We start from the raw sequence: 12098 nt of genomic DNA, 5'->3' as shown, positions 1-12098 counted from the left end.
GCGCCGGTGCCGGCGGAAGCCAATGCGCTGCCGCCCTCGAACGACCCGATCGGCGATTTCGCGAAGGCCCGCAGCGGCGCGGGCGCAGGTGCTGCGGCGCCCGCCGGTGCCAGTGCCGACCCGTTCATGTATTTCGTCCAGGCCGGTGCCTTCCGCACCCAGGAGGACGCCGATGCGCAGCGCGCCAAGCTCTCGCTGATGGGCGTGGAGGCGCGTGTGACCGAGCGCGAGCAGGCCGGCCGTACCGTCTACCGCGTGCGTGCCGGCCCCTTCAACAAGAAAGACGATGCCGATCGGCTCAAGGAGCGGCTCGACGATGGCGGCCTCGAATCGGCCCTGGTGCGCGTCCAGCGCTGAAGTCATGGCCCCCACGCTCCCCCACTGCGTGTGGGTCGCTGCCCCCCGAGGGGGCCGCAGGCCGCCTTGGGGCGGCCCGGCGCCGGCCTGGGCCCCCACGCYCCCCCACTKCGTGTGGGTCGCTGCCCCCRRGGGGGSCGCAGGCCGCCTTGGGGCGGCCCGGCGCCGGCCTGGGCCCCCACGCTCCCCCACTGCGTGTGGGTCGCTGCCCCCCGAGGGGGCCGCAGGCCGCTTTGGGGCGGCCCGGCGCCGGCCTGATACTTCAGGGAACTTTACTTTGGGCGCCCGGGGAACTCCACCCCGGTTCGCGGGCTCTTTCTGCCGACAGGAGAACTTCTAAATGCAACGTCGTGATTTTTCTTTGGCCGCCGCTTCGCTGGCCCTTCTTCCGCTGGCCGCGCCCTCGCATGCGCAGGGCCGCCCGTTCAAGGCCGGCACCGATTACATCGTGCTCGGCAAGCCGGCACCGGTCGATGCGCCCGCGGGCAAGGTCGAGGTGGTCGAGTTCTTCTCGTACAACTGCCCGCACTGCGCCGCCTTCGAGCCCAAGCTCGAGGCCTGGGTCAAGCAACTGCCGCCGCATGTCGCGTTCCGGCGCATTCCGGTGCCCTTCGTCGGCAACGACACCGAGGCCAAGCAGCGCTTCTACTATGCGCTCGAGGCCATGGGCAAGGTCGACGAATTCCAGCCCAAAATCTTCCAGGCCATCCACCAGCAGCGCCTGAACCTGACCGGCGATGCCGCGATCCTCGCCTGGGTCGAGAAGCAGCCGGGCCTCGACGCGAAGAAGTTCGCCGAGCTGTTCAAGTCGTTCTCGGTGGTCGGCAAGGCCAAGCGCGCCTCGCAGCTCACGACCGACTACCAGGTGGCCGGCGTGCCGGCGCTCGGCGTCGCCGGCCGCTGGTATGTCGACGGCGACACCGCCGGTTCGCTCGACCGCGCCCTGCAGACGGTCGACTTCCTGATCGCCGAGGCCCGCAAGGGCTGAGCGCCCGGGCGGTCCGGCCGCCCCGACTTCCGTCCACGAAGCCCGCTTCCGCGGGCTTTTTCGTCAAGGCCGCGCAAGTGGCGTCCCGGGGACGCATACAATCGCAGAGCAAGTTTCGTGCCTCTATGACCTCTCCCTCCTTCTCCTTTCCCCGCCGCCCCGTGCGCGTGCTGTTCCTCGCCATCGTGCTGGCCGGTCTCGCATCGCTGGCCCAGGCCGAGCAGGCTGACCGGAGCAAGCCGATGAACATCGAGGCCGACGCGATGCGCTACGACGACCTCAAGCAGACCAGCGTGTTCACCGGCAACGTGCTGGTGAACAAGGGCACGATCCAGATCCGCGGCGCGCGCATCGACGTCCGCCAGGACCCCGAGGGCTACCAGTACGGCGTCGTCACGGCCGAACCGGGCAAGCTCTCCTACTTCAAGCAGAAGCGCAATGCCGGCACCGACGAGTGGATCGAGGGCGAGGGCGAGGTCATCGAGTACGACAGCCGCGCCGACAACGTGAAGTTCATCCGCCGCGCGGTCATGCGCCGCCTGATCGGCGCCACGCCTAGCGACGAGAGCAGCGGTCCGCTGATCGTCTATGACCAGAGCAACGACACCTTCACGGTGAATGGCGCGTCGCTGCCGCCGAACGCCGGCGTGGCGACCCAGCCGAGCGGCCGCGTGAAGGCCATCCTGACGCCCAAGCCGGCGACCGTGCCGGCCGCGGCGCCGACGGCCGGCGCCGCCAAGCCCGCCGCCACGCCGGCGCCGGGCAATAGCCTGCGTGCCACCACCACGCTCGGCGGAGACTTCAAGAAGTGATCGAAGCAGCCGGAATCAGTGCCAGCGACGGCCAGCCGGGCAGCCGGCTGGAGGCGCGCAGCCTGCAAAAGAGCTATGGCAGCCGCAAGGTCGTCAAGGACGTGTCGCTGGCCGTGCAGAAGGGCGAAGTGGTCGGCCTGCTGGGCCCCAACGGCGCCGGCAAGACCACCTCCTTCTACATGATCGTCGGGCTGGTGCGGGCCGACGCCGGCGAGATCATGATCGACGGCGAGCCGATCGCCCACATGCCGATCCATCGCCGCGCGCGCATGGGCCTGAGCTATCTGCCGCAGGAGGCCTCGATCTTCCGCAAGCTGACGGTCGAGGAAAACGTGCGCGCCGTGCTCGAGCTGCAGAGCGAGCCCGACGAGCAGGGCCGCATGGTGTCGCTCGGCAAGGCGCGCATGGAAGAGCGTCTCGCCGAACTGCTGGCCGACCTGCGGGTCGACCACCTGCGCGATTCGCCGGCGCTGTCGCTGTCCGGCGGCGAGCGCCGCCGGGTCGAGATCGCGCGGGCRCTGGCGACCCAGCCGCGCTTCATCCTGCTGGACGAACCCTTCGCGGGCATCGACCCGATCGCCGTGATCGAGATCCAGCGGATCATCAACTTCCTGAAGGAGCGCGGCATCGGCGTGCTCATCACCGACCACAACGTGCGTGAAACGCTGGGCATCTGCGATCACGCGTTCATCATCAGCGACGGGCACGTGCTGGCACAAGGCACGCCTTCGGAGATCGTCGACAACACCGAGGTACGGCGCGTGTACCTGGGCGAACACTTCCGGATGTAGGAGCCCAATCTCGATGAAGCAGGGGCTTTCGCTTCGCGTCTCCCAGCACCTGGCGCTCACGCCGCAGCTGCAGCAGTCGATCCGGCTGCTGCAACTGTCCACGCTCGAGCTGAGCCAGGAAGTCGAACAGATGCTCGACGACAACCCGTTCCTCGAGCGCACTGCCGAGGAGGCGGCGCGCGAGGAATTCGGCCTGGAATCGGCGGATGCGCCGGTGCGCGACGAGGATCGGCAGGCCGAAGTCGAGGGCGATTTCGCGCCGGGTCCGTCGGCGCCGGCCGAAGTCGCGGTCGCCGCGTCCGAAACCGAGACGGCCACCGCCGACGCCGTCGACGCCGAGCCCGACTGGGAAGGCGACGGCACGGTCGACCTGGCGCCCGACGACAGCGAATGGGGCGGCGACGCCCCGGCGCGCACCAACAACCTGGGCGACGACGAGCGCACCGACGCCACCGAGCTGGCGCGCAGCCAGGAGTCGCTGCAATCCTTCCTGCACCGGCAGGCGCTGGGCCTGCGGCTCAGCGAGACCGATTGCGCCGCGCTGCGCTTCCTGATCGAGTCGCTCAACGACGACGGCTACCTCGAGGATTCGCTGCCGGCCCTGGCTTCGGGCCTGGCCGGCGACGACAACGACCAGTTCGACGACCTGGTGCACCACTTCCAGGTCGCGCTCGGCCTGCTGCAGAGCCTGGAGCCGGTCGGTGTCGGCGCCCGCAACCTCGGCGAGTGCCTGACGATCCAGCTGCGCGCGCTGGCGCATCCCGGCGAGAGCGCCGACGAGGCGCAGGTGCGCGAGACGGCCATCGCGATCTGCAAGCAGCCGATGGAGCTGCTGGCGCGGCGCGACTTCAAGCGGCTCGCGACCCTCACGCGCAGCAACGAGGAAGAGGTTCGCGCGGCCCTGCAGCTGATCGCCAGGCTCGAGCCCAAGCCCGGCCGCCGCTTCGTCGACGTCGAACGCAACGTCGTGATCCCCGACGTGATCGTCACGCGCATCGGCAACGGCACCCACACCAAGTTCCGCGTCATGCTGAACCCCGAGGTCATGCCGCGGCTGCGCGTGCACGACATCTACGCCGGCGCGCTCAAGCAGCACAAGGGCGAAGGCAGCCAGGCGCTGTCGCAGCGGCTGCAGGAGGCGCGCTGGTTCATCAAGAACATCCAGCAGCGCTTCGACACCATCCTGCGGGTGTCGAACGCGATCGTCGAGCGGCAGAAGAGCTTCTTCGTGCACGGCGAGCTGGCGATGCGGCCGCTGGTGCTGCGCGAGATCGCCGACGAGCTCGGCCTGCACGAGTCGACCATCAGCCGCGTGACCACCGCCAAGTACATGGCGACGCCCTACGGCACGGTCGAGCTCAAGTACTTCTTCGGCTCGGCGCTTGGCACCGAGACCGGCGGCAATGCATCGAGCACCGCGGTGCGGGCGCTGATCAAGCAGTTCGTCAGCGCCGAGGACCTCAAGAAGCCGCTGTCGGACAGTCAGATCTCCGAAATGCTCAAGGAGCAGGGGATCGAATGCGCGCGCCGCACGGTGGCGAAATACCGCGAGGCCCTGCGCATCGCGCCGGCCAATCTGCGCAAGGCACTCTAGCGATGCCTCGCGGCGCGGGCCTGGCGGTGCGCGGGCGGCGGCTCGGCGCGGCACTGATGGCGGCGCCTCTGCTGGCCGGCGGCTGCGCCATGCTGCCGGCCGAGTTCGAGCGCCAGCCATCGAGCGCGATCGCGGCCTCCGCGGCCACCACGCTGGGGCGGATCGCCAAGGCCTCCTCGCCCGATCCCGACCTGAGCGGCTTCCGGCTGATGCCCGGCGGCGACTTCGCGCTCGACACGCGCTTGCAGCTGGCGCGCCGCGCCGAGCGCACGCTGGACGTCCAGTACTACCAGATCGAGAACGACGAGACCGGCCGCTACTTCCTGCGCAGCCTGCGCGACGCGGCGCTGCGCGGCGTGCGCGTGCGGCTCTTGATGGACGACCTCTACACCTCCGGCGAGGACGAGCTGCTGCTGGCGCTGGCCGCGACGCCGAACCTCGAGCTGCGCCTGTTCAATCCGTTCCCGGCCGGGCGCGGCAGCATGGTGCAGCGCTTCTCGAGTTCGCTGTTCGATTTCGACCGCGTCAACCGCCGGATGCACAACAAGCTCTTCATCGCCGACGGCGCGATGGCGGTGGCGGGCGGGCGCAACATCGGCAGCCAATATTTCGCGCGGACCGCGGGCGCGAACTTCCTGGACATCGACACCTTCGTCGCCGGTGCGCTGGCGAAGCGCCTGGGCAGCCTCTTCGATCTCTACTGGAACAGCCCCTACGTGCGGCCGATCGGCACCGTGGTCGCTTCCTCGCTGACGCCCGAGGAACTGCAGCGGCGCTTCGAGCAGGCCACCGGCCCCGCCAACACCCCGGCGCCGCGGCCGCCGGCGCCGAACGACGTCCTGGGCTACGCGCCGCTGGGGCCGGAGCTGAAGGACGGCGCCCGGCTCGACCTGATCTGGACCCTGGCCGAGGCCTATGCCGACTCGCCCGACCGCGTGGTCGGCAAGACCGTGTCCTACGGGGGCGTGCCGCTGCTCGATGTCGACAGCGTGCGCTACAACGTGATCGAGCAGATGCGGCGCTCGCGTTCCGAAGTCACGCTGGTGTCGCCCTACCTGATCCCGGGCAAGGCCGGGCTCGAGGTGATGCGCGAGGTCCGCGGCCGCGGGGTCCGGATCAGCGTCGTCACCAATTCGCTCGCGGCCACCGACGAGCCGCTGGTCCACACCGGCTACCGGCGCTACCGGCCCGACATGCTGCGGCTCGGCGTCGAGATCCACGAGCTGAGCTCGGCGCGCACCAAGCGCAGCGTGCGGCTCGGGCTGTTCGGCTCGCAGGTCGGCCGGCTGCATGCGAAGGCGGCGATCTTCGACCGCCGCGCGCTGTTCCTGGGTTCGATGAACTTCGACCCGCGCTCGGACAACCACAACACCGAGATCGGCCTCTTCATCGCCAGCCCCGAGATGGCGCAGCAGATGCTCAAGCTGCTCGACGTGCTGAAGCAGCAGGGCGCCTACCGGGTGCGCTTTGCCGAAGGCAGCGAAGGTCTCGAATGGGTCACGATGGAAGACGGTGCCGACCCGGTGCTCACCGTCGAGCCCGACGCGGGCCTGTGGGACCGCGTGATGCTGGAACTGCTCGCGCCGCTGGCGCCGGAGAGCCTGCTGTAGAACCCGCGGGCCCCGGGCCCGCGCGCCGCTTCACTGGATGTTGACCGCCTCGACCTGCACCAGCAGCCTGACCTTGTCCTCGAAGCCGAAGGCCAGGCCCCAGTTGATGCCCCACTGGCTGCGCTCGACCGTGGTCTCGAAGTCGCCGCCGCAGATCTGGCGGTTGATCAGCGGGCTCAGGTAGCAGTTGAAGCGGTTGGCCTTGAGCAGCACGGGTCGGGTCTGGCCCATCAGGGTGAGCGTGCCGTTGACCTGCGTGACCTTGTCGCCGCTGAAGTCGAGGCGGTCGGCGACGAAGCGGGCGATCGGAAACTCGGCGACGTTGAAGAAGTCCTTGCTCAGCAGGTGGCGGTTGAGCAGGTCGACGCCGGTGTTGATGGAACTGATGTCCATCGTGATGTCGACCTTGCCGCCGGTGCCCGACGGGTCGATCTTGATCTGGCCGTCCTTGGTGCTGAAGCGGCCGCGGTTGGTGGTGGTGCCGTAGTGGCCCATCTCGTAGTTGACGAAGGTATGGGTCGGGTCGACCACGTAGCTGGCGCCCTTGACCGGGCCGCCCGCCGGCTTGGCCGCCGCCTCGGGCGCCTGCTGGGCGCCGGCCAGTGCAGCCGCGGCCGTCAGCGCGGCGAGGGTGAGCAGTTTCTTCATGACGAGCTTTCGGGTGAACGTGGAAACATCGGTGGACTTCACAGGGGGCCGAGCCCGGTCAGCACCAGCTTGAAGCGGACCTGGACGTCGTCGGCCACCATCGAGGTGTCGGTCCATTCGCCTTCGCCGATCTTGAAGGCGAGGCGCTGGATCGTCATGCTTCCGCTGGCGGTCGACTGGCCGTAGGACTGCGTGATCTCGACCGGCACCAGCACCTCCCTCGTGCTGCCCTTGATCGTCAGCCGGCCGGTGACCTCGAAGCGGCCGCCGCCCAGCGCCTTGATGCTGCTGGAACGGAAGTCGGCCTTCGGGAAGTGCTGGCTGTCGAACCAGGCCGGCTTGGGCAGTTCGGCGTCGCTCTGGGGCAGGCCCAGGCTGGCGCTCGCGACCTCGATCTGCAGCGCCACGCTGCCGCCCTCGGGCTGGCGTGGGTCGAAGGCCACCTGGGCGTCGAACTTCTTGAAGGCGCCTTCGACCGGTACGCCCATCTGCTTGGTCACGAAGACGATCTGGCTCGGGGCCGGCAGCAGCTTGGCCGGTGTCGCCGGCTCGGCGCCGGCTGCGCCGGCAATGAGGGATGCGGCCGCGCACAGCAAGGCGCGGCCGAGGGAGAACAGGGTCATGGGAAATGCCTTCGGCGTGGAAGCGGCGACATGCGGTCGAGCAGGCCGTCGCGGCCGATGACGTGGTGCTTGAGCGCGGCCGCGACATGGACTGCCGCCACCGCGGCGAGGCTGAAGGCGCCGACGCGGTGCTGCGGCTTCAGCACCGATTCGGCGAACGCCTTGTCGACCGGCACGAAGTCCGGCAGCGGCAGCACGCCGAGCCAGACGACCGGGAAACCCAGCGCCGAGCTGTAGGCCCAGCCCAGCAGCGGGACGGCGAAGAACAGCAGGTACAGCAGCAGGTGCAGCCCGCGGTGCGCGGTCAGCTGCCAGCCCGGCATCGCCGCCCGGATGCGCCCCGGCAGCGGCGGCGGCGGGTGCGACAGGCGCCACAGCAGGCGCAGCGCAGACAGTGCCAGGATCGTGATGCCGGCCCATTTGTGCCAGTTGTAGAGCTTGAGGCGCAGCGGCGAGAAAGGCAGGCCGGTCATCGACAGGCCGACGCCCAGAGAGCTCAGGATCATCAGCGCCAGCAGCCAATGCAGGGCAATCGCCACCGTGCCGTAGCGCGGGGCATCGGGGATATCGGCCAGGGGGGGCTGAGGCTGGGCCTGCATGGTCAAAGCATAGGCGCTTCAGCGCTGCACCCGCCGCAGCAAGGCCTGCAGCGTGGCGGGCTGCACGGGCTTGCGCAGCGCCTGCCAGCCGCGCTCGCGGGCCAGCTGCTGCGTCGCGTCGTCGATGTCGGCCGAGACCAGCGCGAGGGGGAGGGAAGGGCGCCGGCGCTGCAGTTCGGTCGCCAGCGCGATGCCGTCGAGCGGGCCCGGCAGCCGGATGTCGCACAGGGCGATGTCGAAGGCTGCCAGATCGGGCAGTGCGAGCGCCTCGGTCGCGCCGCCGCAGATCTGTGGCCGGGCCCCCCACAGGCGCAGCAGTGCCGCGATGCTGTCGGCCACCACCGCGTTGTCCTCGATCACCAGCACGACCAGGCCGGGGCGCAGCGCCTGCGTTCCCGGTGCCGTCGCGGTCTCGACGCCCGCCGCCGGAGCCGATGCCAGCGGCGCGCCCTGCGGTGCTGCGGGCAGCGCGAAGGCGAACACCGAGCCGCGCCCCGGTGCCGAGCGCAGCGAGATCTCGACGCCCAGCCGCAGGGCCRGCCGCCGCACGATCGCCAGGCCCAGCCCGTGGCCGCGCTGCAGGTTGCGTTCGATGTTGCCGACCTGCTCGAAGTCGCCGAACACGCGCTCCTGCGCCTCCGGTGCGATGCCGATGCCGGCGTCGCGCACCTCGATCCGCCAGGCTTCGCCGCGCTGGCGGCAGGCCAGCAGCACGCGGCCGCGGGGCGTGAACTTGAGCGCGTTGTCGACCAGGTTGCCGAGGATCCGGCGCAGCGCCACCAGGTCGGTCCAGACCACGGCGTTCGCCGGGCAGCGCACCCGCACCCGGCCGCTGCCGGCCTGGCGCGCGAATTCGGCCAGCAGCGGCGCCAGTGCGACCGCCACCGGCGAGATCGGGTCGGCGGCGGCCTCGATGCGCCCGATCTCGAGCAACTGGTTGGTCAGCCCCTCGAGCGCCTGCTGTGCCCTCGACAGCGCGGCGACCGTGCCCAGCACCGTGACCATGTCCTCGCCGGCGTTCAGTTGCTGGCGCAGCACCTCGGCCTGCAGGCCCATCGCCATCACCGGCTGGCGCAGGTCGTGGTTGGCGGCCGAGAAGAAGCGTAGCCGCTCGGCCTGGGCCTGCTGCGATTGCTGCAGGCCGGCCAACGCCTGCTCGCGCAGCGCGCTTTCGTTGTGGCGCAGTCCGATGTTCTCCTCGAGCTGGTGCGCGCGTTCCGCCACCAGCTTCCAGACCATCGCCAGCAGGCCGATGCCGAGCAGYGACAGCACCCTCATGAGCGGGGCGCCGAAGACCAGGCCCATCACGATGGTCGGCGCCAGCAGCAGCGTGATCGCAAGCCGCATGGCCGGCGTGTAGTAGGACACCGAGAAGGCCGAGGACAGCGTCATCGCCATCACCACCAGGCCGATCAGCAGTTGCGAGGTCGAATCCGCCGGATCGAACAGCAGCACGCCGGCCAGGCCGTGGGCGCCTTCGTGCAGCGCGATGCGCAGCGTGTGCTCGCGCAAGGCGGGAGGCAGGTTGGCGGGGGTCACTTGCGCGGGGAGCCGCTGCGGGAAAAAACCGCGGTAGGCGGTGGTGGCGGCGATCAGCGCGATCCAGGCCACCGCGTGCGGCACCGAGTAGCGCCAGGCGAACAGCGCCGCGACGCCGCAGTCGAGCAGGAACTGGAACAGCAGCACCGGCCCGCTGGGCTGGGCACTGAGCCGCAGCACCTCGCAGCGGATGGCAAACCGGTCGGCGGTCGTGGCCCCCACGCTCCTCACTTCGTGTGTCGCTGCCCCCCGAGGGGGAGCAGGCCGACTTGGGGCGGCCCGGCGCCGGCCTGACGCCTCGGGGGGTGCGGGTGCGGGCGGTGAGCTCATCGGCCGGTCCACTATAGATCACCAAGCCGCTGCCGGGGCCCCGTCGCGGCGACAATCGCGGGGTGAACGATCTCTCTCTTTTTCTCCCTTGCGCCGCCGGTGTCGAGGATTTCCTGGCGCAGGAAGTGCATGCGCTGACCGGCCGCGCGGGGCAGGACCTGCTCACCTTGCGCGGCGGCGTGCGGGTGCGCGCCGACTGGCGCGACGCCCTCAAGCTCAATCTCCACAGCCGGCTGGCCCAGCGTGTGCTGATCGAACTCGCGCATGCGCCGTACCGCAGCGAGAACGACCTCTACGCGATCGCCAGCGGCGTCGCCTGGGAGATCTGGTTCACGCCGAAGCAGACCTTCAAGATCGAGACCACGGCGCAGCACAGCCCGCTGCAGAGCCTCAACTTCGCCACCCTGCGCATCAAGGATGCGATCGCCGACCGCTTCCGTGCCAAGGCGGGCGGCGTTCGGCCCAGCATCGAGACCCAGTGGCCCGACTGCCGCGTCTTCGCGCACCTCACCACCGACACCTGCACGCTGTATGTCGACACCTCGGGCGAGCCGCTGTTCAAGCGCGGCTGGCGGCAGGACAAGGGCGATGCGCCGCTGAAGGAAACCCTGGCCGCGGCGATGCTGGCGGCCAGTGGCTGGTGGAACCCGGAAACCGGCGCGGTGGCGAGCGCGCCCTTGTACGACCCTTGCTGCGGCAGCGGCACGATCGCGATCGAGGCGGCGCAGATCGCCTCCGGCATCGCGGCCGGCTCGCTGCGGCGCTTCGGCTTCGAGAAGCTGCTGCCCTTCCAGGCCCACGTGTGGTCGGCGCTGAAGGCCGAGGCCGTGCCGCCGGCGGCGCAGCGTGCGCCGGCGATCTTCGGCTCCGACGTCTCGCACCGCATGGTCGACTTCGCGGAGCGCAACGCCGAGCGCGCGGGCGTGGCGGCGGCGATCCAGTTCCGCGGCGGCGATGCCTTGCAGCGGATGCCGCCGGCCGAGTCGGGCGTGATCGTGCTGAACCCGCCCTACGGCGAGCGGATCGAGGTCGGCGGCGTGGCGCGCGGCCGCGAGGACGCGCAGACCGAGGACGGCGGCGAGTTCTTCGTCCAGCTCGCGAGCCACTGGAAGAAGAACTATGCCGGCTGGACCGCCTGGGTGCTGACGCCCGACCTGCAGTTGCCCAAGCGCATGCGCCTGAAGGAATCGCGCCGGGTGCCGATGTGGAACGGGCCGATCGAGTGCCGGCTCTTCAAGTTCGACATGGTGGCGGGCTCGGCGCGGAAGGCCTGAGGCTTCGGCCGGTATTGCGTTTCGGGCCAGAATGCGGCTCCCCCGCATCCGCAATCCGCAATGACCGACCTGTCCGCCTTCCCGATCACCAAGAAATGGCCTGCTGTCCATCCCGACCGGCTGCAGTTGTATTCGCTGCCGACGCCGAACGGCGTCAAGGTCTCGATCCTGCTCGAAGAGACCGGCCTGCCCTACGAGGTGCACCTGGTCAGCTTCCAGTCGAATGACCAGACTTCGCCGGAATTTCTTTCGCTCAATCCGAACAACAAGATCCCGGCCATCCTCGATCCGAACGGGCCCGGCGGCAAGCCGCTGGCCTTGTTCGAGTCCGGCGCCATCCTGCTCTACCTCGCCGACAAGACCGGCAAGTTCATCCCGCAGGACGCCGCCGGCCGCTACGAGACGATCCAGTGGCTGATGTTCCAGATGGGTGGCATCGGCCCGATGTTCGGACAGCTCGGCTTCTTCAACAAGTTCGCCGGCAAGGACTATGAGGACAAGCGGCCGCGCGACCGCTACGTGGCCKAATCGCGGCGCCTGCTCGGCGTGCTGGACCAGCGGCTGGCCGGGCGTGCCTGGCTGATGGGCGACGCCTACACCATCGCCGACATCGCGACCTTCCCGTGGGTGCGCAACCTGATCGGCTTTTACGAGGCCGGCGACCTGGTCGGCATCGCCGACTTCCCCCAGGTGACGCGGGTGCTCGATGCCTTCGTGAAGCGGCCCGCGGTGAGGGCCGGACTGGACATCCCCAAGCGCGGCTGAACCGGAGTGGCTGAATGGCCCCCACGCTCCCCCACTGCGTGTGGGTCGCTGCCCCCCGAGGGGGCCGCAGGCCGCCTTGGGGCGGCCCGGCGCCGGCCTGAGCCCCCACGCTCCCCCACTGCGTGTGGGTCGCTGCCYCCCGAGGGGGCMGCAGGCCGGCTTGGGGCG

12 protein-coding genes are annotated in these 12098 nt (G+C 70.0%); 8 read left to right on the top strand and 4 right to left on the bottom strand.

Features of this window, described 5'->3' with window-relative positions; genetic code table 11:
- The 6 genes from AC1D2E_RS32290 to AC1D2E_RS32265 all read left to right on the top strand — a co-directional run.
- Positions 1 to 357, top strand: a 357-nt coding sequence (locus AC1D2E_RS32290) for an SPOR domain-containing protein (RefSeq protein ID WP_478201178.1), incomplete at its 5' end; no start/stop codon positions are given.
- A gap of 340 nt (positions 358 to 697) precedes the next feature.
- Positions 698 to 1345, top strand: a complete 648-nt coding sequence (locus tag AC1D2E_RS32285) for a thiol:disulfide interchange protein DsbA/DsbL (protein WP_478173039.1) — start codon at positions 698 to 700, stop codon at positions 1343 to 1345.
- A gap of 125 nt (positions 1346 to 1470) precedes the next feature.
- On the top strand, positions 1471 to 2157 hold the full coding sequence (gene lptA, locus AC1D2E_RS32280; RefSeq protein WP_478201177.1) for a lipopolysaccharide transport periplasmic protein LptA: 687 nt from the start codon (positions 1471 to 1473) through the stop codon (positions 2155 to 2157).
- Entirely contained in the window at positions 2154 to 2948 is a 795-nt protein-coding gene (lptB, locus tag AC1D2E_RS32275) for an LPS export ABC transporter ATP-binding protein (RefSeq protein WP_478201176.1), read from the top strand. Before lptA ends, lptB begins: the two co-directional genes overlap by 4 nt.
- A gap of 13 nt (positions 2949 to 2961) precedes the next feature.
- Positions 2962 to 4542: an RNA polymerase factor sigma-54 gene (locus AC1D2E_RS32270; protein ID WP_478173036.1), complete on the top strand. Its 1581-nt coding sequence runs from the start codon at positions 2962 to 2964 to the stop codon at positions 4540 to 4542.
- Between the two features lie 2 nt (positions 4543 to 4544).
- Positions 4545 to 6152: a phospholipase D family protein gene (locus AC1D2E_RS32265; RefSeq protein ID WP_478201175.1), complete on the top strand. Its 1608-nt coding sequence runs from the start codon at positions 4545 to 4547 to the stop codon at positions 6150 to 6152.
- A gap of 30 nt (positions 6153 to 6182) precedes the next feature.
- On the opposite strand, the gene AC1D2E_RS32260 is transcribed toward AC1D2E_RS32265, so the two are convergent.
- The 4 genes from AC1D2E_RS32260 to AC1D2E_RS32245 are packed head-to-tail and all read right to left on the bottom strand — an operon-like array spanning position 6183 to position 9783.
- On the bottom strand, positions 6183 to 6800 hold the full coding sequence (locus tag AC1D2E_RS32260) for a YceI family protein (RefSeq protein WP_478201174.1): 618 nt from the start codon (positions 6798 to 6800) through the stop codon (positions 6183 to 6185).
- A 38-nt stretch (positions 6801 to 6838) separates the two neighbouring features.
- On the bottom strand, positions 6839 to 7423 hold the full coding sequence (locus AC1D2E_RS32255) for a YceI family protein (RefSeq protein ID WP_478201173.1): 585 nt from the start codon (positions 7421 to 7423) through the stop codon (positions 6839 to 6841).
- On the bottom strand, positions 7420 to 8022 hold the full coding sequence (locus tag AC1D2E_RS32250; RefSeq protein ID WP_478201172.1) for a cytochrome b: 603 nt from the start codon (positions 8020 to 8022) through the stop codon (positions 7420 to 7422). The genes AC1D2E_RS32255 and AC1D2E_RS32250 overlap by 4 nt, the downstream gene beginning before the upstream one ends.
- A gap of 18 nt (positions 8023 to 8040) precedes the next feature.
- Entirely contained in the window at positions 8041 to 9783 is a 1743-nt protein-coding gene (locus AC1D2E_RS32245; RefSeq protein ID WP_478201171.1) for a sensor histidine kinase, read from the bottom strand.
- Between the two features lie 170 nt (positions 9784 to 9953).
- On the opposite strand from AC1D2E_RS32245, the gene AC1D2E_RS32240 reads away from it, so the two are divergent.
- Both AC1D2E_RS32240 and AC1D2E_RS32235 read left to right on the top strand, forming a co-directional pair.
- Positions 9954 to 11165 carry a THUMP domain-containing class I SAM-dependent RNA methyltransferase gene (locus tag AC1D2E_RS32240; RefSeq protein ID WP_478201170.1) on the top strand — a complete coding sequence of 404 codons (1212 nt, stop codon included), beginning with the start codon at positions 9954 to 9956 and terminating at the stop codon, positions 11163 to 11165.
- Positions 11166 to 11225: 60 nt separating this feature from the next.
- On the top strand, positions 11226 to 11930 hold the full coding sequence (locus AC1D2E_RS32235) for a glutathione S-transferase N-terminal domain-containing protein (protein ID WP_478201169.1): 705 nt from the start codon (positions 11226 to 11228) through the stop codon (positions 11928 to 11930).
- Positions 11931 to 12098 lie beyond the last annotated feature (168 nt).

It is taken from the genome of Variovorax sp. P1_H2 (assembly GCF_056405295.1).
This window is presented reverse-complemented; position numbering and strand designations above follow the sequence as displayed.